The sequence below is a fragment of the Leisingera daeponensis genome, from assembly GCF_019801465.1.
Taxonomy (GTDB): Bacteria; Pseudomonadota; Alphaproteobacteria; order Rhodobacterales; family Rhodobacteraceae; genus Leisingera; species Leisingera daeponensis_A.
This window is the reverse complement of the sequence record NZ_JAHVJA010000014.1, coordinates 60,211-84,605: the sequence shown is the minus strand read 5'-3', so window position 1 is coordinate 84,605 and position 24,395 is coordinate 60,211. Positions and strand designations below refer to the sequence as shown.

At 57.8% G+C, this 24,395-nt stretch carries 30 protein-coding genes; 10 read left to right on the top strand and 20 right to left on the bottom strand.

Annotated features, from left to right (window positions below; genetic code table 11):
* Positions 1 to 383: 383 nt before the first annotated feature.
* From KUV26_RS20825 to KUV26_RS20805, 5 genes are all read right to left on the bottom strand, one after another.
* On the bottom strand, positions 384 to 2,453 hold the full coding sequence (locus KUV26_RS20825; protein ID WP_222509827.1) for a M13 family metallopeptidase: 2,070 nt from the start codon (positions 2,451 to 2,453) through the stop codon (positions 384 to 386).
* Positions 2,454 to 2,591: 138 nt separating this feature from the next.
* Complete coding sequence (locus KUV26_RS20820; RefSeq protein ID WP_222509826.1) at positions 2,592 to 3,035, bottom strand: hypothetical protein; 444 nt, start codon at positions 3,033 to 3,035, stop codon at positions 2,592 to 2,594.
* Between the two features lie 14 nt (positions 3,036 to 3,049).
* On the bottom strand, positions 3,050 to 3,331 hold the full coding sequence (locus KUV26_RS20815; protein WP_222509825.1) for a hypothetical protein: 282 nt from the start codon (positions 3,329 to 3,331) through the stop codon (positions 3,050 to 3,052).
* 113 nt (positions 3,332 to 3,444) lie between these two features.
* Positions 3,445 to 4,401, bottom strand: coding sequence for an SH3 domain-containing protein (locus KUV26_RS23765; RefSeq protein ID WP_261400025.1), 957 nt, complete (start codon positions 4,399 to 4,401; stop codon positions 3,445 to 3,447).
* Between the two features lie 258 nt (positions 4,402 to 4,659).
* Positions 4,660 to 5,631, bottom strand: a complete 972-nt coding sequence (locus KUV26_RS20805) for a helix-turn-helix transcriptional regulator (RefSeq protein WP_222509824.1) — start codon at positions 5,629 to 5,631, stop codon at positions 4,660 to 4,662.
* 363 nt (positions 5,632 to 5,994) lie between these two features.
* Here KUV26_RS20805 and KUV26_RS20800 point away from each other — a divergent pair, with 363 nt between their 5' ends.
* Positions 5,995 to 8,370 carry a mechanosensitive ion channel family protein gene (locus KUV26_RS20800; protein WP_222509823.1) on the top strand — a complete coding sequence of 792 codons (2,376 nt, stop codon included), beginning with the start codon at positions 5,995 to 5,997 and terminating at the stop codon, positions 8,368 to 8,370.
* A gap of 554 nt (positions 8,371 to 8,924) precedes the next feature.
* Here KUV26_RS20800 and KUV26_RS20795 read toward each other — a convergent pair.
* Positions 8,925 to 9,665: a hypothetical protein gene (locus KUV26_RS20795; protein ID WP_222509822.1), complete on the bottom strand. Its 741-nt coding sequence runs from the start codon at positions 9,663 to 9,665 to the stop codon at positions 8,925 to 8,927.
* A gap of 75 nt (positions 9,666 to 9,740) precedes the next feature.
* Between KUV26_RS20795 and KUV26_RS20790 the strand changes: the two genes are divergently transcribed.
* The 4 genes from KUV26_RS20790 to KUV26_RS20775 all read left to right on the top strand — a co-directional run bounded on the left by KUV26_RS20790 (position 9,741) and on the right by KUV26_RS20775 (position 11,696).
* Positions 9,741 to 10,373 carry a tyrosine-type recombinase/integrase gene (locus KUV26_RS20790; protein ID WP_222509821.1) on the top strand — a complete coding sequence of 211 codons (633 nt, stop codon included), beginning with the start codon at positions 9,741 to 9,743 and terminating at the stop codon, positions 10,371 to 10,373.
* 434 nt (positions 10,374 to 10,807) lie between these two features.
* A complete protein-coding gene (locus KUV26_RS20785; RefSeq protein ID WP_222482531.1) occupies positions 10,808 to 11,014 on the top strand; it encodes a cold-shock protein in 207 nt (68 codons plus the stop codon).
* 41 nt (positions 11,015 to 11,055) lie between these two features.
* Positions 11,056 to 11,385, top strand: a complete 330-nt coding sequence (locus KUV26_RS20780; RefSeq protein ID WP_315900155.1) for a DUF982 domain-containing protein — start codon at positions 11,056 to 11,058, stop codon at positions 11,383 to 11,385.
* A gap of 134 nt (positions 11,386 to 11,519) precedes the next feature.
* Positions 11,520 to 11,696: a hypothetical protein gene (locus tag KUV26_RS20775; protein ID WP_222509820.1), complete on the top strand. Its 177-nt coding sequence runs from the start codon at positions 11,520 to 11,522 to the stop codon at positions 11,694 to 11,696.
* A gap of 521 nt (positions 11,697 to 12,217) precedes the next feature.
* Here the strand turns inward: KUV26_RS20775 and KUV26_RS20770 are convergent.
* The 6 genes from KUV26_RS20770 to KUV26_RS20745 form a co-directional block, all read right to left on the bottom strand.
* Positions 12,218 to 12,778 carry a hypothetical protein gene (locus tag KUV26_RS20770; RefSeq protein ID WP_261400023.1) on the bottom strand — a complete coding sequence of 187 codons (561 nt, stop codon included), beginning with the start codon at positions 12,776 to 12,778 and terminating at the stop codon, positions 12,218 to 12,220.
* A 398-nt stretch (positions 12,779 to 13,176) separates the two neighbouring features.
* Positions 13,177 to 14,298 carry an alanine/ornithine racemase family PLP-dependent enzyme gene (locus tag KUV26_RS20765; RefSeq protein ID WP_222509819.1) on the bottom strand — a complete coding sequence of 374 codons (1,122 nt, stop codon included), beginning with the start codon at positions 14,296 to 14,298 and terminating at the stop codon, positions 13,177 to 13,179.
* The gene (locus KUV26_RS20760) at positions 14,295 to 15,494 is read right to left on the bottom strand and encodes a DUF1611 domain-containing protein (protein ID WP_222509818.1); all 1,200 of its coding nucleotides are present in this window, start codon (positions 15,492 to 15,494) and stop codon (positions 14,295 to 14,297) included. Before KUV26_RS20760 ends, KUV26_RS20765 begins: the two co-directional genes overlap by 4 nt.
* 92 nt (positions 15,495 to 15,586) lie before the next feature.
* Positions 15,587 to 16,441, bottom strand: coding sequence for a hypothetical protein (locus tag KUV26_RS20755; RefSeq protein WP_261400022.1), 855 nt, complete (start codon positions 16,439 to 16,441; stop codon positions 15,587 to 15,589).
* A complete protein-coding gene (locus KUV26_RS20750; RefSeq protein ID WP_222509817.1) occupies positions 16,431 to 16,784 on the bottom strand; it encodes a hypothetical protein in 354 nt (117 codons plus the stop codon). Before KUV26_RS20750 ends, KUV26_RS20755 begins: the two co-directional genes overlap by 11 nt.
* A 33-nt stretch (positions 16,785 to 16,817) precedes the next feature.
* The gene (locus tag KUV26_RS20745; protein ID WP_261400021.1) at positions 16,818 to 17,096 is read right to left on the bottom strand and encodes a hypothetical protein; all 279 of its coding nucleotides are present in this window, start codon (positions 17,094 to 17,096) and stop codon (positions 16,818 to 16,820) included.
* Between KUV26_RS20745 and KUV26_RS20740 the strand changes: the two genes are divergently transcribed.
* Both KUV26_RS20740 and KUV26_RS20735 read left to right on the top strand, forming a co-directional pair.
* Entirely contained in the window at positions 17,089 to 17,235 is a 147-nt protein-coding gene (locus KUV26_RS20740; protein ID WP_222509835.1) for a hypothetical protein, read from the top strand. The two genes, KUV26_RS20745 and KUV26_RS20740, sit on opposite strands and share 8 nt — an antisense overlap.
* Positions 17,236 to 17,650: 415 nt before the next feature.
* A complete protein-coding gene (locus KUV26_RS20735; RefSeq protein ID WP_315900154.1) occupies positions 17,651 to 17,812 on the top strand; it encodes a hypothetical protein in 162 nt (53 codons plus the stop codon).
* A gap of 57 nt (positions 17,813 to 17,869) precedes the next feature.
* Here KUV26_RS20735 and KUV26_RS20730 read toward each other — a convergent pair whose 3' ends face one another.
* On the bottom strand, positions 17,870 to 18,604 hold the full coding sequence (locus KUV26_RS20730; RefSeq protein ID WP_222509814.1) for a Crp/Fnr family transcriptional regulator: 735 nt from the start codon (positions 18,602 to 18,604) through the stop codon (positions 17,870 to 17,872).
* A 153-nt stretch (positions 18,605 to 18,757) separates the two neighbouring features.
* Here KUV26_RS20730 and KUV26_RS20725 point away from each other — a divergent pair, with 153 nt between their 5' ends.
* The 3 genes from KUV26_RS20725 to KUV26_RS20715 all read left to right on the top strand — a co-directional run bounded on the left by KUV26_RS20725 (position 18,758) and on the right by KUV26_RS20715 (position 20,015).
* A complete protein-coding gene (locus KUV26_RS20725) occupies positions 18,758 to 18,994 on the top strand; it encodes a hypothetical protein (protein ID WP_222509813.1) in 237 nt (78 codons plus the stop codon).
* Positions 18,995 to 19,099: 105 nt separating this feature from the next.
* Complete coding sequence (locus KUV26_RS20720) at positions 19,100 to 19,444, top strand: hypothetical protein (RefSeq protein WP_222509812.1); 345 nt, start codon at positions 19,100 to 19,102, stop codon at positions 19,442 to 19,444.
* Positions 19,445 to 19,826: 382 nt separating this feature from the next.
* Complete coding sequence (locus KUV26_RS20715; RefSeq protein WP_222509811.1) at positions 19,827 to 20,015, top strand: hypothetical protein; 189 nt, start codon at positions 19,827 to 19,829, stop codon at positions 20,013 to 20,015.
* Between the two features lie 315 nt (positions 20,016 to 20,330).
* On the opposite strand, the gene KUV26_RS20710 is transcribed toward KUV26_RS20715, so the two are convergent.
* The 7 genes from KUV26_RS20710 to KUV26_RS20680 form a co-directional block, all read right to left on the bottom strand.
* On the bottom strand, positions 20,331 to 20,525 hold the full coding sequence (locus KUV26_RS20710; protein WP_222509810.1) for a hypothetical protein: 195 nt from the start codon (positions 20,523 to 20,525) through the stop codon (positions 20,331 to 20,333).
* Positions 20,522 to 20,833 carry a hypothetical protein gene (locus tag KUV26_RS20705; RefSeq protein ID WP_222509809.1) on the bottom strand — a complete coding sequence of 104 codons (312 nt, stop codon included), beginning with the start codon at positions 20,831 to 20,833 and terminating at the stop codon, positions 20,522 to 20,524. The genes KUV26_RS20710 and KUV26_RS20705 overlap by 4 nt, the downstream gene beginning before the upstream one ends.
* Positions 20,834 to 20,852: 19 nt before the next feature.
* Positions 20,853 to 21,872 (bottom strand): protease modulator HflC, encoded by a 1,020-nt coding sequence (gene hflC / locus KUV26_RS20700; protein ID WP_222509808.1) that lies wholly within the window; start codon positions 21,870 to 21,872, stop codon positions 20,853 to 20,855.
* Entirely contained in the window at positions 21,869 to 22,936 is a 1,068-nt protein-coding gene (hflK, locus tag KUV26_RS20695; RefSeq protein ID WP_222509807.1) for an FtsH protease activity modulator HflK, read from the bottom strand. The genes hflC and hflK overlap by 4 nt, the downstream gene beginning before the upstream one ends.
* Before the next feature lie 73 nt (positions 22,937 to 23,009).
* The gene (locus KUV26_RS20690; RefSeq protein WP_222509806.1) at positions 23,010 to 23,501 is read right to left on the bottom strand and encodes a hypothetical protein; all 492 of its coding nucleotides are present in this window, start codon (positions 23,499 to 23,501) and stop codon (positions 23,010 to 23,012) included.
* Between the two features lie 13 nt (positions 23,502 to 23,514).
* Positions 23,515 to 23,955: a hypothetical protein gene (locus KUV26_RS20685; protein WP_261400020.1), complete on the bottom strand. Its 441-nt coding sequence runs from the start codon at positions 23,953 to 23,955 to the stop codon at positions 23,515 to 23,517.
* A 29-nt stretch (positions 23,956 to 23,984) separates the two neighbouring features.
* Positions 23,985 to 24,371, bottom strand: coding sequence for a hypothetical protein (locus KUV26_RS20680; RefSeq protein ID WP_222509804.1), 387 nt, complete (start codon positions 24,369 to 24,371; stop codon positions 23,985 to 23,987).
* Positions 24,372 to 24,395 lie beyond the last annotated feature (24 nt).

Sequence of the window (24,395 nt, the reverse complement as noted above, 5' to 3'; positions counted from 1 at the left end):
CCAACGATTTGAGAAACGAATTTGTAGCGCACATTGCGAAACGCACTCCCCACTATGAGATGTGCAAAATCTCGCAGCACCGGATAGGCGCTACAACGTGGGGCCGGGACAGCGCTTACGTATGACCTGGTTGCGGGACAAACCGGCCTTTTGCCGCAAGCGCTCGATCATTGCTGCATCTGCTAGGGCATCAGAATGTCAGGGGAAGAAGTCGACCTTCGCTGCTTTCGCAAAGGGCCGGGCAAAAACCACCCGAAGCGGACATGTTGTTTTTGTAGGCGCGAAACTCAGAAAGTTTACTTTGACCAAAGCTCGCCATTGCGAAATCCCGTCGCCTCAACTGAACCAAGCCACCGGGATCGGCCTGTTGCCTTTTGGTCTTGCTACCAAGCACGCGACCGTTTTTCGGGGGCAAGCCACATCGGGTCGCCTTCCTTTATGCCGAACGTTTCATACCAGGCATCCACATGCTGAAGCGCCGCCACCGACCGGTAGAAATCCGGGGCGTGGCCGTCGTTCAGCACGATCGTCCTCAGATAAGTATCGGCCGCCTTCATGGTCCAGAACTGGGACCAGGCCACAAAGCAGCGCTGCGCGGGCGTCATGCCGTCGATCTCAATATTCTCTCCCGGGTGCTCTTCGAGGTATTGCATCAGCGCTTCATAGGCCAAGGTGATGCCGCCGACATCGGCCATGTTCTCGCCGACCCCCAACTGGCCGTTGATGAAGACGCCGGGCAGCACCTCATAGGCATTGGCCTGGTCGATCAGCTTCTTCGCTTCCTGCAGGAAGGCTTCGGTATCCTCCGGCGTCCACCAGTCGCGGAAATTGCCGTCGGCGTCGTACTGGCGGCCGGAGAAGTCGAAGCCATGGGTCATCTCATGGCCGATGATCGCGCCCAGCCGGCAAAACTTCAGCGGCGCATCCATATTCGAGGAATAGGCCGGGGGCTGGGTGATCGCGGCGGTGATTTCAAACCCGTTGATCAGCGGCGAATAGGCCGCGTTCATGGCGATCGGCAATGTGGATTCGGCGTTGAACTCCTCGTGCTCCGGAGGGCGCCCCAGCTTGTTCAGCTCGCGCTGCATCCCAAAGGCTCCCAGCGCGGTCATATTGGCCACCGGATCAGGGCCGATGTCGACGCTGCTGTAATCGATCCAGCTGTCCGGGTAGCCCACCTTGTAATAGAATTTCTCGACCTTCTCCAAAGCGGCTTCCTTGGTCGGTTCCGACAGCCATGCGCTGTTTTCGATCCGGGTGCTGAACACGGCCTTGATGCGTTCGATCATGTCGAGCATCTCCGCCTTGGTTTGGTCGGAGAAGTATCTATCGACATACAGCTGGCTGGCCGGGTGCCCAAGGTTCTTGAGCAGAAGCTGATAGATGCGCTCCGATCTTGACAAGTCTTCGCGCGCGCCCAGCAGCGCCGCCTTGAAATCAAGCGAGGCGTCGTACAGCCCGCTGGCGAGGAAGGGCGAGTATTTCTCGATGATGCGGTATTTGACGTAGTCTTTCAGATCTTCCAGAGGCGTCGTGCGCCACAGCTCCGCAACCCCGCCAAGCGCGCGCGGCTCCCACATGTAAAAGAACTCGGGCTTCTCGAAGCCGACGGTTTCCAGGTACAGGTCCAGGTCCACCTCGGGGGCGACCGCCTGAACCTCGGCATAGGTCTTGCGCCCGAACTTGTTGGACGGATCCTTGGCCTCTGCCGGTGTCAGGAACACGCTGTACAGCCTGCGCTCGATCGACAGCGACAGATCGGCAACCCGCGATGCCTCCTCCGCCTCATATCCCGCTGCCAACAGAAGGTTGTTGATGAAGGTCCGGTAGGCGATCAGTTCAGCGCTGTCTTCCGGGCCGCGCAGGATCTCCTGGAAATGGCGGTCGATGCCAAAGGTTTGCCCCAGCGAGAACATGGCGTGTTTGCTGCCGTCGGCCGGGTCCTTGGACGGGCCGAACATCGCAAACAGCGCAGGCCCCGAAGACGCTGCCTGGGCCGCCATCACCCTGGTCAGATCTTTGAAATCAGAAACGGCATCGACATCATCCAGCATAGACCGGATCGGATCGATACCGGCCGCGTCAATTGCTTCAGCATCCATGAAGGCATTGTAGAAGTCTCCGACAAGCTGCGTGGGGGAGCCCTTGGGCGCGTCCGCGGCCTGTTTTCCCGCTTCGGCGGCAACCATGCTGACCTGCTTTATGAGCCTGTCAATCATGATGTAGAAAACCCCATGCGCCGGTTTATCCGCCGGCCGCTCCACCCGGTCCAACCAGCCCCCGGACGAATACCGGTAGAAGTCCTCTGCCGGGTTGGCGCTGAGGTCCATGTTTTCGACAGAAAACTGCAGCTGATCCGGGCCAGGTTCCGGCAGGCTACTGTCCTGTGCCGAGGCGGCAGCGGACATCAGGGCACAGATGGCAGTGGTGGACAACAGACGAAAAACACTCATGGCAAACTCCTTGGCTGCACCCCGGTTTCGTGATCCCCAGCGGCGGCGATGATGCGGCACGCCTCCGCAGGAGGATCAGGCCAGGCAGAGCGCCTGGCAGAATGGCCTGCGCCTGACTGCTGCGGCAGACGCTCCGCCTCAGTTGGCGGCGTAGATCAGATGCGGCGCATCTTCACCGGAGCGCTCCTCTTCGGCATGGGCGCAGAAACCATCCGGGTCCATTGCATGGGCGGCGCGGCCAAAGCCAATGTAGGCTCCTAATGACATCAGGACAGCGGCTTGAACCGCATCAAAGTCCTCGTCCTCTTCGCTATGGCCTTCGGCCACCTTGGCCAGCGCCGCGCTGGCCTTGTCGTTATCCACATTGAAACCGTCACAGACCCCGGCCACAGCCATTTGATGTGCAACCGATTTCAGCAAATTGCGGTGCGAGGCGTCGAAGGCGTCGCCAAGAACATGATCGACCCAATCGGTGACTGCGAGGTCCGCTTCGACTGCTGGCTCCAGTCCGGACTGGGCTGTGGCGGTGCCGGCCGACAGAAGGAGTGTTGCGGCAACCGCGGAAAAAAGCTTTCGTGTCATCTCAATCTCTCCTGTCAGTCGAACTCATGATGGGTCCAGCGCGAGGAATACCGGTTGTTCCAGTAGCATTTGCGGACTTCGGGCAGGCACATCACACCATTCCTTGGCTGGTACGGTTCGCCGCGGGCTTTCTTTTCCTGCCGGTTTTCAGCAACTTTTTTAGCAATCGCAATTCCGACGAGCGCGCCGACAAGCTTGGCCTTGTCATCATCGCTCAAGGCGACGCCTGGACCCGGCAGAGCGATCGCTGCAATCAGCGCCGCCACCGCCAAAGACTTCAGTTTCCCGTGTTTCATGAGTTTGGATCTCCTCCGCTGTTATTTACCATTGCCGGCACTGGCCGCTTGCACGGCTCTGGACTGGGCTAATCCGTCTCGTCTCCTTTTCTGCTTTTGAAATCTTGTCTTGCTTACCCGCCGTAGAGAACGGCATCCGGCAATTCGTACCGTTCCGATCCGCCAATGCGGACGCGGTTAAGATCTCCCGTTTTTTCCTGCTGCACGGACAGGCCCGGGTCACTGCCGACCAGGCGGCCGTCGCGGAAATCGAGGTAGCGTTCGCCGCCCGCCGGGAGCGTCACCCAGACGCTTGCCGTGCCGCTCTGTCCCCGTGATACGCGGAACTTGCACGTGGTCATCGGCTGGTCCGGCGCCAGGGCGCAGGGGATCATTCCGGCCGCTTCGTTTGCCGCCCCAGAGTTTCCGCTGCCCGGCGCTGATCCTTCGCGCAGGTAGCGGCCGGCGGCCCAGCCGGTAAAGGGCTGACCGCCAGGCACCTCGATCTGGCACCACCTGGTTTCGCCGTTCATCCGGCAGCCGAGATTGCGCGCGCGGTCGCCATTGGCCAAGGCGCCGACCACGGCATGGGACGTTCCGGGGCCGGCGCGGACGTTCAGCGTGTCGCCGGCCGTCAGCCCGGTCACCTGCCACCAGTCCGGACCGCCGCTGAGCCCGTCAGCATAGTCCGCGCCGGAGGCTTGGGGGGTGGCGGCGCTGCCGCTGACCGACATGTTCAGGGTATAATTAACCGTTTCGTTCCGGCGCGCCGCATTGCGCATCAGGTATACCCGGATGCGGTAGTCTCCGGACGCTGGCAGCACTCCCTCAAAGCTGTTGCCCGCAACCGAACCGATGTGAATGGCCTCCGGGCCGTCGCCGAGCATTAGGTTGAAATAGGCAGACGGATTGTCCGGTTCAAAGCTGATGGTCATGGTCTGGCCCTGGCCTGCCCCCAGCAGGTAATCGGTTATTTCACTGCCAGTGATCTGCGCCTGGATCGTCGCGCCGGATGTTCCGGCGGCGAAACTCACACGCTGTTCCTCAATCGGCTGGGAAATAAGGCTGGAGGGCAAGCAGAGGGCAAGCATCAGTAAGATTTTGTTCAATTGCATTTGGCACTCCCCATCATGAAAAGCCGCACGGCATGAAATCCGCCCAGCCCTACTGTGGATCTGGCACGCCTATGGCCTGAACTTGGCTTGGCAAGGACACGGCCGAGAGCATGCGATTTGTCCTGCTTGGGGCCAGCACCTGAAAAGGTGTCTCCCGTATGCATGTTATCATGTTATCCAGTTGAAACGAAGCAAACTATCCCCATCCGGCCAATCGCTATCCGAATTGCGCCGTCACCGGCCTGGCATGTCCACCCGGGCTTTCGCGCGTCTCAGCGTCTGGCTCGGCAGTTCTCCGTAAGCGTTTTGATACTGGCGGGCAAAGCGCCCCAGATGCGCAATTCCGCACTCAAACGCCGCAGCCGTGACGCTGACGGGGGCGCCAGACACCAGCAGTCTGCGGGCTTGGCTCATACGGATGGACGTCAGATAGGCCCAGACGGTGAGGCCAGTAGCGCGGCGGAACACCCGTTGGAGCTTGCGGCAGCTGATGCCGGCGGCCTCTGCAATGTCTTCCAGTTGCAACGGTTCACAGTGGTGCGCGCGCATGAAATCCACGGCACGCCGGAAATGCGGGTCTGGCGCAAGCAGGGTTGGATATTGGTCCGTTGGCCACACTTCCAACGCCGATTGCAGATGCTGCTTCATCAGCGCTTCGACCAGCTGCGCAGCCCTGGTGTCCGCCAGAACAGGGTTCTGAGAACTCAGGTCGGTCATGATGTATCTGATCAAATCAGAGAGGCTGCGGACGGCGTCGATTTTGAGATCGAAATTCGGGTTCCCGCTCAGGAGGCGCGGCGTGTACCGCCTGAGGTCCGTTGCCGCTACGGGCGCCTTGAGCATAAATGCCGCGAATTCTCTGCCTTGTGCGGCCTTGACGGAAGTCTTGCGGCGGCTTGGGGTGAACGCCAGCCCCTCTCCCGCACGGGCGTGGAAGGAGCGGTTTTGCACACGTACTGAAACGTCGCCGCTGTAAGGCAGCATAATGGTGAGGGAACCTTCGTCGTTCACTTCGATATCGTGCCCGGTGGAGGTCACTGCAACAATGTTCGTTCCGCTGGGTTCCAATTTCGCCGTCGCCACGGCGGCGCGGCGGTTTCGGCCAGCGTGCATCCTGATGGTGCTTTCCGGGCGGAGCGTGAGTTCACTGTACTTTCCTTTAGGATCTGCATTCTCCACCCAAATTGACCGATGATAAGTGAGCATGGCCGCACACCCTTACGCCGTTCCAATGTGAGAAAGGGTGGTTTCGCTCCAGGATTTTTCAAGCAGCATAGACGATCAGGCTTGATGAGCTTTCCGAACCAAATGCGCTGCCTCCGGCGGGGAAGCAAGCGGTCAAGCAGTGGCGGCATCTTCTCAGAGGAAGAAAGCCATTGGTTACAGAGGCATAGTTGATGTTGTGACAAGTCGTGTTTTTCATGAAAGGGCGAGGCCGTGACTATTCACACAGCCCATACTTCCAACTCTCAGCAGCGTGGGCTTGCGGCACAAGGGCCGGCGCGTAGACTTGCAGGCATTTTATGGAACCGCAAACGGAGCCGTCGAATGTTTAGCCGGAGGAAGATAATGCATCGTGTTCTCATGGCCGTGTCGCTGTTGGTCTGCGTCTGCCTCACGAGCGTGGTTCAAGCTCAAAACAATGTCCCCGAGGACAGGACTGCGGGTGTCATCGCGCGCGCCCAGGCTGCCATTGAGACCGGCGCCGCGTCGGTTGAAGCACTGAACGAGCTGCGCAGTGACCTGGACGAGTTGCGGCAACAGGTTTCGGGCATTGCCAAGTCTGGCAGCGTCGAAGCCCGCACGATCGAGGCGCAAATCATGGCGCTTGGCCCGCCGCCCGGGGAGGGCGAAAGCGAAGCGGAGGAAATTGCCAGCCGCAGGGCCGAACTAAGTGACAAGCTGGCAGAAGCCAACCGGCCGGCCCGTGAGGCGCAGGAACGCCTGAATCAGGTTGAGCTTCTCATTCGGGAACTGGACAAGCTGATCCGCAGCAAGGACACGAGCAAGCTGATCCAGAGGTTTCCCAGCATCCTATGGCCCGGAACGCTGGCTGCTGCCCGGAAAGAGCTGAGCAATCTAAGCGTTGCGACATTGGGCGAGGTGAGGCAGAGCTTTGAAACCAACGCATTCCGGGAAAGCAGGGAGGAGCGGGTCGTCCTTTCGCTGGGGTTGGCCTTGGCCGGCTTGGCCCTGGCGCTGTTTGTGCGGCCGAAACTCAGCCGCCGGTTTGATCAGCGCTTCGAAGAGGCCAGATCCGCCCGCCGCTATCTTTGGGCTCTTCTGTCCAACCTGAGCAGTCTGCTTGTTCCTTCGATTGGAGCCGTCGCTCTGGCTGCCATCGTGCCGGTGTTGGGCATCAGATCGCAGTTCACCAATTACACCGGCCAATATGTTCTGGAAATTCTGCTGGTGATGATCGTCGCGAACTGGCTGGGGCAAACCGTGTTCTCTCCTTATGCGCAGAGCCGCAGGCTGGTGCGCATGGATGACCGCCGGGCGCTGCTTGGGCTGCGTTTGTGTCAGGGGCTGGGCCTTGTTGAGGCCGTTGAACTGCTGGTCGAGGCGCTGGCGCTGGAATTGATCCGGGAACAGGCCACTGTTTCGGTGATCGCTGTGCCAATCCTTGCGGCGGTATCGCTCCTGCTTTGGAAACTGGCGGCGTTGTTGCACAGCGCGCTGGACGATGATGCGGCGGAAGCCTCGTTCGCCCCCGATGGCAAGGAGCGGACAGAGACCAACAGGGGACTTGTGAAGCTGCTGATTTTCCTGCTGCGGGCAACTGCAATTGTTACCGTGCCTCTGGTGCTCACCGGTTACGTGCCGATGGCCCGGCATATCTCCGACGCGATGGTGATGACGGTGGCCCTGCTGGGGTTTGCGTTGTTCCTCTATGTGCTCATCTCCGGCTGCATTCATAGCTTCGTTAACAGGGGCCGCCGGGACCAGGAGGATGAGGCAACGCTGCCGCTGCTGCCTTTCATTCTCGGATCATTGCTGGCATTGGCGATGACGCCTGCTCTGGCAATCTTCTGGGGCGCGCGGACATCCGATGTTGCCGAGGCCTGGCGGCTGGTGACCGTCGGGGTGCAGGTCGGTGACGTGCAGCTGTCGCTGGGCGTGGTTGTCTCGCTTCTGGTTGTTTTCTTCCTCGGGACCGTCGCCACCCGCTGGCTTCAGCACGGGTTGCGCGAAACAGTGTTGCCTAGGACGCGGCTGGATCCCGGAGCCCGGAACGCGCTGGTTACCGGCATCGGCTATGCCGGCCTCACTTTGTCAGCATTGATAGCGGTTTCCGCCGCGGGATTGAGCCTATCGAGTCTCGCGGTGGTTGCGGGTGCGCTGTCGCTGGGGATCGGCTTCGGCATGCAGACCATCGTCTCGAACTTCGTCTCCGGAATCATCCTTCTGATCGAGCGGCCTATTGCCGAGGGTGACTGGATCGAGGTGTCGGGGCATTCCGGCATCGTCAAGAAAATCGCTGTACGCTCCACTCAGATCAGCACGTTCGACAAGCATGATGTGATCGTTCCAAATCAGGATCTCATCGGGGGAACGGTCAAGAACATGACACTGTCCTCGCGAATGGGGCGGCTGATTATTCCTGTCGGGGTCGCATATGGAAGCGATCTGGAAAAAACCAAGGCGATCCTGGAACAGGCAGCACAGGAGGAGCCCAGCCTGCTGAGCTACCCGGCGCCGGCCGTGCTGTTTCGGGGGCTGGGCGAAAGCTCGTTAGACTTTGAATTGCGGTGCTATCTGAAGGATGTTGATACAATGGTGACCACGCAGTCGGACCTCCTGTTCCGCATCTATGTGGACTTGTCCGCAGCCGGAATCGAGATCCCGTTCCCGCAGCGAGATGTGAATGTCCGGCAGGTTTCTTCAGAAACCGACGATCCAAAGAAGGACCCGGGCAATGATCTGACAGTAGCGGCCAACTGAAAACACAGCTGACCTCGGTGGCCAGCCCCATTTCTATGGGCCAATTCGAGGTAGAGTTTCGGGCACCGGCGGGCGAATAATAAACGACAGGTTCCGGGATGCTGCACTGCCTCATCAATTGGGAAAATGAACGGCGGCTTGAGCTCGGCACTGCTCGCTCTTTTTCGCTGCGGCTGCAAATTGCTGCAACTGCTCCAACGGTAAAAAGGGCTCCGAGCTGACCTGCGGCGGTGCGGCAGGCGGTCTGCAGCAAGATCGCCAAGCCGTCCAGGTATCCGAAGACAGCAGGCAGCCCGAAGCAGCCATAGACCGAAGACCCTGGGCCAACGATGCTGCGCGTGCGAAACTTCTGGGTCTCTTTCCCGGAAGCGGACCCTCGGCAGGGCTAAGCTGCCTCATGTGATGCTGCGGGATGCACCGGGGGCAGCGGAGCGCAGGTAGCTGACTTTGCAAAGCCTGTTGCAGTCACCGAAGCGGACATCCGGATAGACATTGAGGTTGGTAGCTTTGAGCCCAAAATGCTTGATGCTGCAGCCTCTATCAATGTCGGCTTCTCAATTCTTAGAAGACGGCTTTTCCGCTACATACTCCAAGGCGAATGCAGCTCGACGTTGAATTTGCGCGTCAGTGGATTTGGCTTCTTTTCGAAGTTCAGAAACAAAGGCTTCATTCTTAATCTTCGGGATAAGTTGGCAAAACCGCCGAAATTCTCGTAGCGCGCCGTTGCGAATACGACGAAGGATTGTTTGACGAAGAACTTCCTTTTCTTCATCTATCAGTTCCAGAGGTTTGAGCAACCTCAGTAGGTTCTCTTTCTCGTAGCCTGACCGAGAGTAGATTGGATCAACAGACAGAAAATCAAAGACAAATTGTCTTGTCTGTGTGTCTTCCGATAGCCTTTTTGAACTAACTTCGTCCATGAAGCTGTTAATCTCTGACCGAAAACTATGGAAATCGGAACACGCGTCTTCCCACGTGCGCTTATGTGCTTCAGAGCGGTCTCTCTCCTTGAAGGTTGAGTGAATGCGTTCGTGAAGTTCATTCAACTTGTCCCGGTGACGGGCAATCTGAGATTTGAAATCTGACATAGCGCCACCGTAGCCGATGTAGCTGACGGAGCAAAAGCAGACATCTGACGGTAACCGTCCAGGCCGGTGATGACACCGCTGCGCCGCCGCAAGGCCGCTCCGAGCCCATACTGTGAATCTGGTTTTCCCGTTGCGTCCGCGCGCAGCGCGCCTCCCTTCTGCACTGCCGAATTTCACTCGCTGCATGGCAGAGAAAAATGCAGACATTCAGATCGCCTGTAAAATTCAGGTGTCGGCGCGATGCTGATGTCTGGGCTTGGCGGGAGGATTGGAGGGCGCACTATGCCAAAAGTTCAACTTCCCGCCGTCACCCCGAAACGAAGGGCCTGGAACAAGGGCCGGATCATCGGCCAGAAACGACCATTGCTGCCAAAACAGGTCTGGGCGATCCGCGCACGGCTCGAACTCGCAGGCAACCTGCGCGATCTTGCGCTGTTCAACGTGGCAATTGATAGCAAGCTTCGCGGATGCGATCTGGTAAAACTGGCTGTTACCGACCTGGTAAGGGACGATCGCGTTCGCGAACGCGTATCTGTGATTCAGAGCAAAACCAAGCGGCCCGTTCAGTTTGAACTCTCTGAAAACACGCGGGATACCATTGCCGCATGGATCAAGTCAGCGGAGATGCTCGGCTGCCGTTTCATGTTTCCCAGCAGGTTTCATGACCGCCTGCATATCTCAACGCGCCAATATGGTCGGCTTGTGAGGGATTGGGTGGCTGCGATTGGGCTGGAACCCAGTGGATACGGCACTCATTCGCTGCGTAGGACCAAAGCAGCGGAGATATACCGGAAAACCGGAAATCTCAGAGCGGTTCAACTTCTGCTCGGACACACAAAGGTTGACAGCACTGTCAGATACCTTGGCGTCGAACTTGAAGATGCGCTGAGCATCGCCGAGCAAATCGACATTTGAACCACGTTGGCGGGCGGCACGTGCCGTCCGCCAATCCGGACCGGACCTGCCTTCGCGGCGAAGCAGAGGTTCGGGTCGAACCTGAAGCGGCCGTCGCCAATTAAGTTGGTTGCTGTGTGAGCACAAGGCGGGTCACAGCCATTAGCGGATTTGAGCTGGAGCTCAAAAACCAGCGATCTCGAAAATTGCCCTTCAGAACAAGCTGCTGTGAAAGACGTACTCGGCAGGCCCAGCCGGCACGCCCAGCAAGTTTGCGAAAAATTTCACGCGGTCTCAAAACTAGCCTCTTGTAATCACGGATCGCACACCCCATCTCGGTTGGGCAAAGCTTCTTCCTACGACCTTCTGTTTCCTAACGGCCCCAGTTGTTCCTATGTTGACACTGGGCCGGGCTATCGCGTGTTGCGGATGGCATTTTTCAAGGAGACGACACGATGGCCAATGGCACCGTGAAATGGTTCAACTCTCAAAAAGGTTTTGGTTTCATCGCTCCCGAGCAGGGATCGAAGGACATCTTTGTCCATATTTCCGCTCTGGAACGCGCTGGCATCCAACAGCTTAACGATGGCCAAGCCGTGACTTTCGACATCGAAAGCGGGCGCGACGGGCGCGAGTCTGCCAGCAATCTCGCACTTGCCTAAGCCTCTGCAGGCTTGAAACATTCAGCGGGAGCATTCTTGCAGTGCTCTCGCTTACCGCATTTGCTGTGACCAACAATCTGATGCGGCTTTCAAAAACCACCGAAAGAACAATCTTGATAGAAATTTCCTGGGGAACCCCCTTGACCATTTTTCTGCCCTCCGAAGGGCGGACACGAAAAATCTCGACAATCGAACAAGCCCAATTCTGGCTGCAGAGAGCTTGGCCTGTTTCTGATCACAATAGAGATGTTGCGCTTGAGAAAATCGATGCAGCGATGGACTGTCTCGCGCCTGTAGGTGCCGCCCGCGCAGCATTCCTCTCGGCAGTCGGCTCTGCTGGATTTCACGCGGACTTCCCCGCCGCTGCGTAGAACACTGCAACGAACTGGCGCTGCCCACGGCGCTGCCCAGTCCTTCTGCCCCATAGCGCACCTGACAGAAGGCCCAAACTGAACTTTCACGCAAAAATAGCCCTGCCCACAATCAGCCTCGTAGGAGTTGGACGATGACCAAGTTTAATATTGAGGAATTGAAACTAGCCGGCCTGTCCCGCAAGGAAACCACGATGGAAAAGACCGCTCGGGCCGCGCGTGAAATTCTGGAAGACGAAAACGAAATGCGGCGCAGTAAAAACGAGCGCCTACGGCGCTCCCGGCTTCAGTACAAGCGCAGTGGCCAGTGAATTGTAGGCCGCCTGGCACCTGAACCATACGAACTGCAGTTCATTTGGACTGGCCCTCAGAGGCAATTGCTCTCAGGGTGAGGCGGTTGGCCGAGCGGCCATTGACCGCCTCCAGGTTCAACGCAGACGTAGCGTTCCGTTCCGAGGGGAGTTTCCGTGTGCAAGCAAACTGGCAATCCCTCCTGAATCCAACTCATTTCTTTTCTAATCTGTTGCGCCAGGTCCGGCTCAGTCCTGCCGGCCTTTGAAGCCCAATAGGCTGCCAAGGAGTAGAAGCAAACAGGGGTTTAGCGAAGTACAGATCCGGCAAAATGAAAATTGTGCTGCCCGGAGGGTTTCAACGGCGGCCGGGCGAGCCGGATCGTACTGGAACGGCGTTACGCCAAGCATTTGAAGACTTGCAGCGCTGGCAGATCCGTTCACCGAACCCTTCACTCCAGAATACAGAATTGCACCGCAAGCAACGGCGCTCTCGCGGCACGTCTCCGCGGGCAGGTGTCACAAAGGCATCTTGTTCGTTTCTACCAGTCATCATGCGGTTCCTTACCGCCCGGTACGTCCGGTGCTGGACTGACAACTTTGTTGGCGCGATTGTCTGCCGGAGGTGCCAAGCCTTCGTTCTCGGCTGCTTGGATTGCAAATGCGCTTGAGGGACTTGCCTCTTCAGCACTCTGGGCAGCCTGCTCGCGATCCTGGTCCGAAACGCACTCGCCAAGGTATAAACTGCGAACCTGGGCTTCAGTCACGCCGTCAGCCTGCATGACCAGACGTACCATTGGGTCGGCAAGCATTTCTTCGAGGAAAAACTGCGATAGCTTCTTTCCGGACAACTTGTCCTTGGCCTGGGCACTCTCGAGATCCGCCAGTGAAACCGTCAGGCTGCGAGCCAGCCCAGGATGTGACGCACGCGGGTGCAAATGAATTATTACAGAAGCTTTCCAAGCCTGGGGTGTCAGGTGGCCGGGAGGTGCGGACAGTTCAGTTTCGATGTCATACTCCCCAGCTGGAAGTGTCTCGTCGAATCCAGGCAAGGTGAAAGGGCGGGAGAATACTGCGACGGCCTTGCTTGTCAGCTGATCCATTTTCTAATTCTCCTTTGCTGCGGTGCTGTTCTTGCCGCTCTGGCAAAGCGGAGTTGCCGCGAATTAACGGCGTCCAGAGTCTTTAGAGGGCAATCGGGGCTGGTCTTGCACATGAAAGCAGAACTGAACCCCGCTCTTTCTTTCTCGCATTCGCACCAGCCGAATTGTTCGAAAAAGCCGCGTCACCGGTGCCCAGCCCAATGCCGGCGCTCAGGCCATTGAAAGAGATGCTGCGGTCGAGCGATTGCGAGCCTCAGTTTTCAGCCTCTCTGTGAGGCGAAGAAAGTACCAGAGGTCACACCCGATATAGGTATTCCCGGCTCAAATTACTACAGCACACTGCAGACTTGAGGCCGCTGGAAGAGGCTTGGAGCTGCATTGCCAAGAGACCGCCGGTCTCACAAGAGTACCGGGTGCCGCCCGTTGCGGCTGGCTGCACCACCGTCAGCAGCAGGTCTGCTGCTGCAAAAAACTTTTGCAACATCTGGCGCTGCCATGGTGTGCAAAAGGGCGCTGTAGTTCAAACGCAGTGTTATCTCGCTCCCGATGCGCAGCGGGCAATTGGTCGTTTCGACGACGATATGATCGCTGGTTGCTCCGATATAGGAAACCGCTGCCGGAAAGGTCAGCCCGGTCGGATCTGTGTCTTGCAACCCGATGGCCAGGATCGACCGGGTTTTCCAATGATTGCCTGGCACTAGGCTTAGCGCTGACAATGCAGGATCGGACAGCTTCAAGGGTGCCAGCTTTGACTTTGCCTTTGTCTCGATCACCTCTGCCTGCAGGACGAAAGCATCCGTGTGAAGCCCGCTTATCGGGTTTCCGGAAACCGGATCGGTGCCGAGCAGGATGGCCTCCCCCAGGCGCAGACTGTTCACCCTTCCTACCACTTCCGTATCAAGCGCCCACTGCAGATTTGCGGAACTGCCTCCGGAAATCACGTCAACAAAGGGACCGCATTCCGCTTCAACGTCGTTCGCAAGCGCTGATAGTGCTGCCATATCCTCAGCGGTGGGAGCCGGGCCTGCCAGGCAAGCAAAGTTTGCACCGATACCTCTGAGGAGCACGCCCGGCGTTCTGGTGACCTGAAGCGCGATGTCGGTCAGATCCTCAGGCATTATGCCTTCGCGAAGATCCCCCATTTCCACCATCAGGATGATCTCGTGATTGGTGCCTTGGAGCAGGGCAGCGGCGGCGAGGCTGGCGATGATCTCGGTTTCGGTGTTGCAGCTGGCGTCGCAGGACGAAACGATTTGCTCCACCTGGCTCAGCATGGGGGTTCGGATCATCAGGACCGGACATGTTATCCCTGCCTGGCGCAATCGCTCAACATTTGCCATCCGCGCATCAGCCAGCCCTATAGCACCGCCTGCAAGCATGGCTTTTGCAATGCGCGGGTCGCCGCATACTGCTTTGGTTACCCCAGTTACAGAGATCCCGCGGGGCTTCAGGCGGTCGACAAGTACACGCGTATTCTGGCGGATTTTGCTCAGATTTATTTCCAAGCGCGGGGCAGTCATAACGCAGCCTTCCCCGGCACCGGCCGCAATTGAGGATAGGCAGACAGAACAAGTTCAGCCAGATGAGCGGGAGGGCAGCTAAGGGCATCGCTGACCGGCAAGTCCAGTTTCCGCGAATGGTCCCTGATAGCAGCATTGATCCCCGCGTCTGTCAGCCCTTCATGGTTGAGGGTTACGCCGATTACCCTTGTATCCGAAAACGCTTCGATCAGGGCAATCTCGTCACCGGGGTCCGGCATTGCCATCTCTGGAAAGTCGCAGCGGTGCGCCCGCGCTGGCGCATGCTGAAGGATTACCGCGTCGGGCTGGCAGCCGCGCAGAATGAAGGCAGATGTGCAGAACGCCGGATGGCTTAGTGCGCCCTGACCTTCGATCAGAATAACATCCGGCCGTTCGTTCTCGTATGCCGCAATCACAGCCCCTTCCAGTTCCCCGCAGCAAAATTGGGGCGGCATCGCGTCCATTGCGACTCCATATTTGGCGCCCTGCATCAAACCTGTTTGGCCGGTGCCGACCAGTACCGTTTTGATGCCTTGCGCATTCAGTGCCCTGGCGAGGAGGGTTGCCGTGGTTCGTTTTCCAATTGCGCAGTCAGTTCCCAAAATGGCGATGCGGATCGCCTTTACACGCGCAATACTGCCGTCGAACAGGCGCATGTCCTTGCTGAGCCGGGGCTTGCGGATATCCCGGACAGTAACGTTCCAGGATTTTGCAGCAGCAATGATCTCCAGGTCTTCACTTAGGTATTCATGCAAGCCGGCTACGATGTTCATTCCTCGCGAAATCGCCTCCAGAACAACCTTCCGGTCCTCGCAAGAGAGTTTCCCGTTAGACGGTGCCATCCCGTAAATCAGTGTATCGGGAACTGTGCTTTGGTCGGCAACGGCTGCTTCAAGGCTGCCTAAAATCGGAATTCTGTTGTTTTCCCCATCAAGGACTTGCCCACTGTCACACCCGTGGTAGGTGCTGTCGATCACTGAAATTATCCGGTAGGCCTTTGAATGGCGCACCAGTCCGTTTGCAGTTTTTCCATCATTTTTGGCGAAGTTTCCTTCGCAGTACACTATTGCACTGGGAACGGGCAGGAAGGACAGTTTGCCTGTGCTCCCAGGTTCCTCAGAGTGGAATGGCGAGCGTAAACGCCCATTGCTGGCATTTCGCCGGACTGAGAGTCCGGCTTTGGCTGCGGGGTTCATGATTTTTCCTTTGGATTGAAACTAGCGCTTGGCATTGACGTGCCCGCCGCAAGTTATGACGCCACCAATCAGGGCAGTAGAAGGTGCAGAGCCTAGTTATTCAGAACGCAGCGGCCTCTCGTCCGCTGAAAGTTCCTGTCGCACTCCCATCGGTTGCCAGACCTGTCGAGATGAGCGTTTTCGGGCAGATCTATGAAAATGCAGCGGTCTCCAGACACTTCGAAACCGCGTTCACACTTCCACCCTGTTCTGTAAGGTGCATCGTCAAAGTAAGCATTTTCAGGGACGAACACGGCTGTGCATGTCCCATCCTGTTCAAAGTACCCGCGTTCGCAAGTCCAAGGCCGCCCATAGTTTGAACCATTCAGGTAGGCGTGTTCCGGCACATCGATGGCAAGGCATTTCTCTCCCTTGGCCTCATACCCTCGATTGCAACGCCAAGCTGGCCCGCTAGTGTCGTTCGTCAGATAGGAATTTTCCGGCAGGGCAATTTTCTGGCAGATGTCGTCGATCTTCCGGTATCCGCGCAAGCAGTTCCACCGCTTGCCCGAAGGGTCGAGATAACCGCCTTCCGGGACAAAAACTTTATCACAAGAATTGCCTTCGACCTCAATATACCCATGCAGACACTCCCATCCGGTACCATAAGGCTTGTTCGTCGGGTACGCGTTTTGCGGCACGGCAATTTTAACACATGTATCACCGGCTGGGCGGTAGGACAGGTTGCATTCCCACCCGTCGCCGTAACTTTTGGCATGGGCGTTTTCAGGTATTGAGGAAGCGCTTGACTGAGAAAAAGCAGGCGCTGCGAACACCAGAACAAATCCGAACACAGCTGCAAAATGTCTGACCAGAGTTTTCAGGAAAGCCCAAGAGACCATTGTTTTGTCCAGCAACGCTGTGCTGGATTCAGAAGGCACCGGTAGTTCTGCAAAATCACGAGGCATCAAGATCCAGCCCGGCAAGGCATGCCTGTGCAAGATCACGGTTTGGCTGCTCTGAGCCAGGAACCGTTGCCCAGCCTGCCGCCATAACTGCATCCCGGCGCTTGTAAGACATTGCTTCCTGGATTGATGCCAGCTTGGCAGTCCGGTCGGAATCTGTCTGTGCCCGGTCGATGCAAACCGGCACCAAAGCCGCGATCAACTCGGAATGGGATCTGGAAATGGCCATTGCCTCCGCTTGGCCTCCAGTCACCCAGCCGCCCCAGGAAAAACCTGCGATGGTAATGGCGACCGCGCCAATCAAAGCGCCGTAGACACCGGGCCTGAGCCATTTGGGATAAGTCATATCTTGTCCTCCTGCGGAAAAAGCGCCGCGTCGCTATGGTTTCTGTTTTGTGTCAAATCCGCTGGCGCGGCTTTGCGCAGTTTCCAAGTCATTCTGGGTGATCAGGCGCAACTCGGTCCGGCCTGCACGGCAGCCCTTGCCATGGACCAGCAGATAGGTTGCTGCGGTCCGGTAGGCCACGAAGCTGAGCCCTTGAATCAGCTCCTCTTCCACGATGACTTCGTAGGCTCCGGCAGGAAGTTCGTCTGCGTAGCCTGCCAGGACAAACGGATGGGAAAACGTCACCGTCAATCTGGACGACCGTGTGTTCATCCTGCTTCTCATTGAATTCCTGTTTGGCTTTTTTGGCTGCCTCAGCCGCACAGAGGCTTCCTGGAATCTTCAGGGCGTGATCCCGGCAAAGCTGAGTGTCATCAAAGACCTTAAGGTGAGCGCGAAATTCACGCACTGATCGATGTTAGCGCCTGACAGGTTTTTAAATTTTGCCGGTACCAAGCGAGAATGCGGCCGCCAGCAGCGGCCGGTGCCAACCCGTTGGCGATCTGCGTCGACATATTGCTGACACTACCGCACACGTCGGCAGGCATAGCACTTATCGACAACTCTTTCTCAGACGAGCGCAACTGGCCTTTGCAGAGCGCCCGACCGGGAGACCGCTAGCTAACCTGTGTCAGTACGTGCAGACCCAATCCCGGATAAAAGGATAAAACCGGCGCCACATTTTGCCGGTGTGTGATTGTTTTCGAGTGCCAAAGAAGCGCGGGGTATGTGCTGGTCCAAATCGGTTCTGCACATAGTTCGCGCTTCTTGTTCTCGGAGACCTCTGAAAGGATAAAGAAATGACTCCCGAAACTAGGAGGCTTTCTGTGAAGCTGGATTCAGTAAGGGCTGCTTGCGAAAGAGCTCCTGCAGGACCGCAGAAAGAAGCGGCTTGGAAGCATTACAAGCTTGCGGAAAAGGCGCACAGCGATGAGAACCACACCGAAATGTACAGGGAGCTTGAGGCGGCAAAACAAGTTCTCGCGTAGCCTGCTCGTTTGGAATCCATCACCCGGCTGCCCGGGTTTTTCCGAAAGGCGTCCGTTTCATTTCAGAAGCGGTCCAGTCTGATCCAGGTACGCCGGGTCGAAATCCGCCAGTTCCATGAGCCGGTCAATATCTCCGAACTTCACGTAGCCCTCCCGGAAAGTGACCAGTTCTCGTTCCCGAAGCTGCCGCAGAACACGATTTACATGGACAGCGGTCAACCCCAGCGCGTCGGCAAGATGGTACTGGGTCAAAGGGCAGGCATAGCCCTCCTTGCTTCCCAGTCCGACGAACGCCAGCCTCGCACCAAGTTCCAGCAGAAAATGTGCCATTCGCGCATCTGCATCGCGGCGTCCCAGCCCGACAAGATGCTCGACAACCATCGCTTCATCCCGGGACGCGGCCCAAAGTATGGCTGCCGCCAGCCTTGGGGTGTCGGCCAATGCTCCCAGCAGGTCACTTGCAATAACCTCGACTGCTTCGATCTTCACAACCGGCTCGATGCTATGGTCCGAAGTGCGCAGGAGAACGCTGCGCAATCCCAGGAAATCACCCGGTATCTGAAAGTCGACAATCTGTCGCGATCCCTCCGGCTGGATTTTGTAGGAGCAGGCCCAGCCTGAAGCCAGAATGTAGGCGGCTTGTCTGGGCTGTCCCTGATGCACAAGGTCAGTGCCTGCCGCAAAGGTTTTCCGGCGTTGATGCAACCGAGTCAGTACGGCCAGTTCATCTTCCGAAAGAACGGCAAATGCCGATAGCTTCCTTGCAAGCGGGCTGTGTTCGATGGAGCTCATAACCCCTCCTGAGCTGGCGCGGCGGCATTGAACACCACCGGTCCCCGGGACTGCTTTGGATCAGTTCGGTTTGCTTCGTTTCCTGCGAAGGTACTGAAGAGAACCTCTCTGTCAGCTTATCATGGCACGCTATGCAAGAAAGGAAGGCCAAAAATGTCCGAGCGGAGCGAATGTGCAGGAATGGCCGCGTTATCGATCTGCGAGGCATTGCTGCTGGCTATGAAAGATCTTCAGGTGCTGCCTGAACATGAAGTCATTGGCGTTCTTCGTGATGCAGCGGCTTTTCATGAGAATGCGGATGGAAGGGGAACTGATACCGCAAGACACCACGCTGCTGCTTCTCTGATCCATCAGATAATTGCTAACGGCAACCACGTCCGGCGGCCGTGACGCCACCTGCAGCGGCCAAGCTATTGCTTGGGTTCACACTGATGAGCTGCGGAGCCATTTCAGTGGTAGCTAACCGGCAAACACCTGGGCTCCTGCGGTATCAAGATGAAAGGCGAGCGCAATACTGAAGCTCTGGGTGCCTCATGGAACAGAGCGCTTAATCCGTTTTCAGAAATTTTGCGGAGCTTCGGTCGTGGGGTAAGCCGGCTTCGGGCGGCTCCGTCTGAGCGCGGTGTGGTTTTGCGGTTTCAAAATCGCTGCACGCTGCCTGAATGGCCGGGTTGCCTGCCGCAAGGCAGCACCAAGAATTATGCAGATGCGGCATTTCCACTGCTGCGTGCGCTCGCATCACGAAAACCTGCTGCGCCGCCGCAAAATCGTTGCCGTAGTGCGGAAGAAGAAGCAGTCATCCAGGAAGTGCGCAGCAAACCTGCTGACATGAAACTATAAAACGCGGATGGGGTGGATGGCGTCTGCTCCCAGCCGTCGCGCTTTGCGGCAACGGGTATAAGCAAAAAAGCGGTGACGCCGATCCTGAATGCTAACTGTGCTTCCACCTAACTGCAGGACATCGGAAGGTGGTTTTGCCTGTCGTACCGCCAAAACCCGCTATATTGAGACGCAGGCGGAAAACAGCCTGCGGCGGAAATCCGCGCTAACTTACGTCAGTGCGGAGAGGTTTTTAAGCAGATTAGATGACCCCTGCCGGCCCAGTTCCTGCCGGTTTTCATTCCCGAGTACCACGGAAGCGTGGAGAGCCTGCCGGACCCTCTGAAGGTCTGTCTGCTATTTACGCGTCTGTTTCTCGGAACGTCCAGGAAAGGACAACCGAATGACACCCGAAACCAATAAACCCTCCCTGACGATGACCTCAGTTAAGGCCGCCTGCGACAAGGCGCCTGCTGGTCCCAAGAAGGATGCCGCCCTGAAGCATTACCGGGCCGCTGAAAAGGCCCAGGCGGCCAAGAAACATACTGATATGATCAAGGAACTCGGCGCAGCGAAGTATGCGCTCGGGTAACACTTGGCATTGGACGAATGTGGCGGGCCGTTCGGAGTAGCGCGGCCCATTACATTTCAGGGACGGCCTCGCCGGATCGAGATGGGCCAGGTCGAACACCGCCAATGCGAACAGGCGTTCATAATTGCAAATGTCACTTTGCCGGAGCGAAATGTGACAAGCCCGCTTTCGCGCAGCTGCCGAAAAACACGGTTGAAGTGAAGGCGACATTGGTTGCACAAAGTGAATACTGTTGCCCAGCGGCTTCGCATTGGGCGGGACCTGTCTGCCATCCAAGTACTGAAACTATGGCCCGTTCCGCTGCTCTGGCAGATCTTAGCGGCGGCGGCCCGGCGGGCGCACCGACTGCACCAGAGTTTGCCAAGTACTCGACCCCTTGCAACGCCGGCATATGCGCTCCCCGAAACCTTCACTCCAGAACGGCGCGCGGCAGCGCAGACAAAGGCGCTCTTGCGGCACATCCTTGATCGCCCGCACCGGCAGATCGTCCAGATCAATGAGATCGGTCATTGGCCTGCGTCCTCCTCTTCGATCAGCCGGGCAAGATCGCCAAGAGCGCGCTCTATGAGCCGCTGCCGCCTGGCATCCCGGGCGTCGGCGGTTTCGGAATACCGCCGGATCAGATACTGCGCCTTGATCGCCGCCTCATGCCAGTTAGAGGCCGGTTCGGCGAGAAGCTGCACTTCAAGTTCTTCCTGCCGCAGGCGGAGTTTTCTCTGGTCGGCTTCGAAATCCTTCAGGGCGTGCCGCCGGATTTCGGTCGCAATCTGGCTTTCGGCGCTTCGCCTTGCGTCTAAATCCACCGGTTCTTCCGTCATCTCTTTGTCCTCCTATATATCAGCGTTCGGCCGCGGCCGTCAGGCCGGGAGAGGGAGGAGATGTGCTCCCAGCCGGCTCTCCAGCCTCCATTCCTCTCAGAAACCTGAAAAGTTCGCTGTCCGTTGTCAGAACCAGCGTCGTTCCCCCTGAAATCATGTCCTTGTAGGCCTGCATTGTCCGGGTGAACTCATAGAATTCGGCTGCTTGGGCGTCGGTGTTGTAGGCTTTTGCGTAGATCGCAGCCGCCGCGGCATCAGCCATGCCGCGGATTTCCTCGACGGCGCGATACGCTTCGGACTGTATCTTGTTCAGATCGCGAACCCGGTTGCCGCGGATCCGCGCGGCTTCGCCATTGCCCTCGGAAAGAAAACGTTCAGCGATCTGGCGGCGCTCTGAGATCATGCGGTCGTAGATCTTCGGACGCACACTCTCGTTGTAATTGATCCTCTTGAAACGGATATCGAGAAGCTCGATCCCAAAAACGCGAACCTTCTCTGAGGCGGCTGCGAATATCTCCTGTTCCACAAGTGCGCGGCCTTTCTGGATAGGAACCAGAGAACCTATGTCCTGCGCGCGCTCTTCATCGGTCAGAAGCGTGTCCCGCAGCGGGATCCGGCCCTTCGTGGTCCGGATAATTTCTATCAGCTCGTGTTTGGCGACGGCATTGCGGGTTTCGCTGCCGAGAATATCGTCTAGACGGGATTGCGCGCTGCGCTCATCGCGCAGCCGCAGAAAATATTGCAACGGGTCGGTGATCTTCCAGCGGGCAAACAGATCGACGGATATGTAGAGCTTGTCCTTGGTGGGCATGTCAGAAGGATTGCCGTCCCACTCAAGAACCCTGCGGTCGATCCGGTTGACTTCCTGAACGATGGGCAGCTTCAGCTTTAAACCGGCCGTTATGACTGGTTTGCCCACGGGTTTACCGAATTGGGTGATAATGGCCTGTTCGACTTCGCCAACTGTATAGAGGGAACCGGAGGCAATCACCCCAACTGCAGCCGCAATCCCTGCAATAAGGCCCAGTCTGATGCTCATGGCGGATCCTCCTGAAGCCTGTCGAGGTTCAAAAGCGGCAAGATGCTCGCAGTCGATCCTTCGACAATGATTTTTGACAGGATGCTGGGCAGAACATCCTGGAGGGTTTCTATGTATATCCGCCGCCTCGTGACTTCAGGCGCCTTTACGTATTCGGCCAAAAGCGCGGTGAACCGCGCTGCGTCGCCTTCCGCCTCGTTGATACGTTTCAGGCGATAACCGTCAGCCTCGCGGATCCGCTGATCCTTCTCGCCTTCGGCAAGCGGAATGACTTTGTTATATTCGCGGCGCGCCTCATTGATCAGGCGCTCCTTTTCCTGCTGTGCCTGGTTGACCTCATTGAACGACGCCTGAACGGGTTCCGGCGGGTTGATGTTTTTCAGCTGCACCTGGTCGATGCTAATGCCCATGGCATATTTGATGGACAGAGCCTGCATCTTGAGAAGTGCCTCGCTCTCGATCTCCTGCCGGCCGATGGTGATGACCTCGTCTACCGTGCGGTCGCCAACGACCTCGCGCATCACGGACTCAGAGACGTAGCGCAAAGTCGCGCTTGGCTCGCGTACCTCGAACAGGAATTTCAAGGGGTCAGAGATCCGGTACTGCACCACCCATTCCACAAGCGCGGCGTTCAGATCTCCCGTAACCATTTCGGTTTCGCGCCGGCCGTCTGACGGGCTCTGAAAGGGATCACTCCTGCCCGGCGTCGTGAACCCGAATTCCTGCTTTAGCTGCCGTTTCACGGGCACCAGCGTGGCAACGTCTATGCCAAGCGGGAATTTGAAATGCAGGCCAGGCGGAACCTCAGCAGTGTATCTGCCAAAACGCTGGACAACAGCGACAGAGTCGCTCGGGACAGTGTAATAAGAAGACCAGGCCGCAACCGCCGCCAAGACTATCGCTCCTGCAACCAGTACCCCCCTCAGAGGCGGCCGCCCATCAGGGAGCAATCCGCCCAGGCGGTCGCGGCCTTGACGAAGAAGATCGTCAATCTCGGGCGGATTGCGCTTCTGTCTGCTTTGCCACGGCCCACGGTCTTCCGGGCCGCCGTTCGGGTCGGGCATATTGTTTCCTCTCTTGCTCGCGCGGACCTGCACACGGCGCAGACCTTGGCGGTCGCGGGGGCATCCACGCGTCTTATTCCCCCTGTGTTGGCATTCCTTCATTCTCCGCGGCCTGTATCGCTGAATTTTCCTTTGACGATTTACCTGCTGGGGCCGCATCCGGCGCCTTTTTGTCCGTCCGGGATGCGTGTCCGCCCGCGTAGAGATGCCGAAGCTGCATCTCGGAAACACCGTCGGCCTCCATCACCAGCCGGACCATCGGGTCTGCCAGCATTTCTTCCAGGAAAATTTCGGCCAGACCTTTTCCGGTCAGCTTGTCCATTGCTAGGGCGTCATCAAGGTCGGCCAGTGAAACGGTCAAGATTCTCGCCAATCCGGGGTGGGAAGCCCGAGGATGCAGTTTCACCGCCACAGACGCTTTCCAGGCTTCCGGATGCAGGCAGTCGGGCGGTGAACACAGTTCCGTTTCAATGTCGTACTCTCCCGCCGGAAGCGTCTCGTCGAAGCCAGGCACACTGAAAGGCCGGGCAAATACTGCAATGGACCTTCTGACTAGCTCGTTCATGGGAGAAGTCCTCTCATCGAAGCGACAAGCGGGCCAAGGCTGCGGCTGCCAGCGCCTTGCCCTTGTCGTGGTAATCCCCGTGGAATACGCCGTCCACCTTGACCTCCCAGATCCCATTCCTTTCCCGGACACGGACGCGCTCAGCTTCCGCGGTGGGACGATAGGGGTGCCAGTTAGCTTCCCTTTTTTCCTGATGGTGCATTGCGTTCACACTGTCTTTTGAGCTTGCCGCCCTTGGCAATTTCGTTTCTCCAAGGGCCATTACGGCGCGAATGAACTCCTCCGCATAGTCATCCGCGTTTCGGTGGTCATGCTCGTGCCGCACCATGGCCATCGGCTCAACAAAACGCTTCTTCAGGTGCTCAAGGAAACGCGGTTCCGTGCGGGACATGTAAGCAATGAGCGACTGGAGAATCCGTTCATGAGCGAGAACGCGCCGTTCAAGATCTGTCATCTCAGGCAAAGACGGTGTCATAACAAAAATCATCCTTCATTGATCGTGTTTTCCGGGCGCTCCGGCGACTTGCCAACGCCAAGGGCCGCAAGACAGGCCTGCGCAATGTCGCGGTCCGGGGTCTCGGCTCCCGGGACCGTCGCCCAGCCGGCTTCCATGAGGGCATCCCGCTGCCGGAAGGTAGCAACGGCCCTGATCGCTGCCAGCTTTGCGTCGCGTTCCGCATCGGTTCGGGCCATATCCAGGCAGACAGGGACCAAAGCCGTGACTACATTGTTGCGGGCCATGGCCATGGCCCTGTCGTTCGAGGTTCCGCCAGTCACCCAGCCGCCCCAGGTGAACCCGACGAAGCCGGCAAGTACCGCGCCGGTCACGGCGCCGCAGAGGCCGGGTTTAAGCCATTCGGGAGAGTTCATTGTGGTTCCTCCAGCGGGGAAAGC

Coding starts and splice junctions, on each gene's coding strand:
- KUV26_RS20770 (WP_261400023.1), bottom strand. CDS start 12,778: ATGGATCAGCTGACAAGCAAGGCCGTCGCAGTATTCTCCCGCCCTTTC.
- KUV26_RS20705 (WP_222509809.1), bottom strand. CDS start 20,833: ATGACGGAAGAACCGGTGGATTTAGACGCAAGGCGAAGCGCCGAAAGC.
- KUV26_RS20785 (WP_222482531.1), top strand. CDS start 10,808: ATGGCCAATGGCACCGTGAAATGGTTCAACTCTCAAAAAGGTTTTGGT.
- KUV26_RS20745 (WP_261400021.1), bottom strand. CDS start 17,096: ATGAACACACGGTCGTCCAGATTGACGGTGACGTTTTCCCATCCGTTT.
- KUV26_RS20775 (WP_222509820.1), top strand. CDS start 11,520: ATGACCAAGTTTAATATTGAGGAATTGAAACTAGCCGGCCTGTCCCGC.
- KUV26_RS20825 (WP_222509827.1), bottom strand. CDS start 2,453: ATGAGTGTTTTTCGTCTGTTGTCCACCACTGCCATCTGTGCCCTGATG.
- hflK (WP_222509807.1), bottom strand. CDS start 22,936: ATGCCCGACCCGAACGGCGGCCCGGAAGACCGTGGGCCGTGGCAAAGC.
- hflC (WP_222509808.1), bottom strand. CDS start 21,872: ATGAGCATCAGACTGGGCCTTATTGCAGGGATTGCGGCTGCAGTTGGG.
- KUV26_RS20715 (WP_222509811.1), top strand. CDS start 19,827: ATGACACCCGAAACCAATAAACCCTCCCTGACGATGACCTCAGTTAAG.
- KUV26_RS20765 (WP_222509819.1), bottom strand. CDS start 14,298: ATGACTGCCCCGCGCTTGGAAATAAATCTGAGCAAAATCCGCCAGAAT.
- KUV26_RS20680 (WP_222509804.1), bottom strand. CDS start 24,371: ATGAACTCTCCCGAATGGCTTAAACCCGGCCTCTGCGGCGCCGTGACC.
- KUV26_RS20710 (WP_222509810.1), bottom strand. CDS start 20,525: ATGACCGATCTCATTGATCTGGACGATCTGCCGGTGCGGGCGATCAAG.
- KUV26_RS20725 (WP_222509813.1), top strand. CDS start 18,758: ATGTCCGAGCGGAGCGAATGTGCAGGAATGGCCGCGTTATCGATCTGC.
- KUV26_RS20790 (WP_222509821.1), top strand. CDS start 9,741: ATGCCAAAAGTTCAACTTCCCGCCGTCACCCCGAAACGAAGGGCCTGG.
- KUV26_RS20685 (WP_261400020.1), bottom strand. CDS start 23,955: ATGACAGATCTTGAACGGCGCGTTCTCGCTCATGAACGGATTCTCCAG.
- KUV26_RS23765 (WP_261400025.1), bottom strand. CDS start 4,401: ATGCTTGCCCTCTGCTTGCCCTCCAGCCTTATTTCCCAGCCGATTGAG.
- KUV26_RS20795 (WP_222509822.1), bottom strand. CDS start 9,665: ATGTCTGCATTTTTCTCTGCCATGCAGCGAGTGAAATTCGGCAGTGCA.
- KUV26_RS20750 (WP_222509817.1), bottom strand. CDS start 16,784: ATGACTTATCCCAAATGGCTCAGGCCCGGTGTCTACGGCGCTTTGATT.
- KUV26_RS20760 (WP_222509818.1), bottom strand. CDS start 15,494: ATGAACCCCGCAGCCAAAGCCGGACTCTCAGTCCGGCGAAATGCCAGC.
- KUV26_RS20720 (WP_222509812.1), top strand. CDS start 19,100: ATGAAAGGCGAGCGCAATACTGAAGCTCTGGGTGCCTCATGGAACAGA.
- KUV26_RS20730 (WP_222509814.1), bottom strand. CDS start 18,604: ATGAGCTCCATCGAACACAGCCCGCTTGCAAGGAAGCTATCGGCATTT.
- KUV26_RS20805 (WP_222509824.1), bottom strand. CDS start 5,631: ATGCTCACTTATCATCGGTCAATTTGGGTGGAGAATGCAGATCCTAAA.
- KUV26_RS20690 (WP_222509806.1), bottom strand. CDS start 23,501: ATGAACGAGCTAGTCAGAAGGTCCATTGCAGTATTTGCCCGGCCTTTC.
- KUV26_RS20800 (WP_222509823.1), top strand. CDS start 5,995: ATGCATCGTGTTCTCATGGCCGTGTCGCTGTTGGTCTGCGTCTGCCTC.
- KUV26_RS20755 (WP_261400022.1), bottom strand. CDS start 16,441: ATGCCTCGTGATTTTGCAGAACTACCGGTGCCTTCTGAATCCAGCACA.
- KUV26_RS20820 (WP_222509826.1), bottom strand. CDS start 3,035: ATGACACGAAAGCTTTTTTCCGCGGTTGCCGCAACACTCCTTCTGTCG.
- KUV26_RS20815 (WP_222509825.1), bottom strand. CDS start 3,331: ATGAAACACGGGAAACTGAAGTCTTTGGCGGTGGCGGCGCTGATTGCA.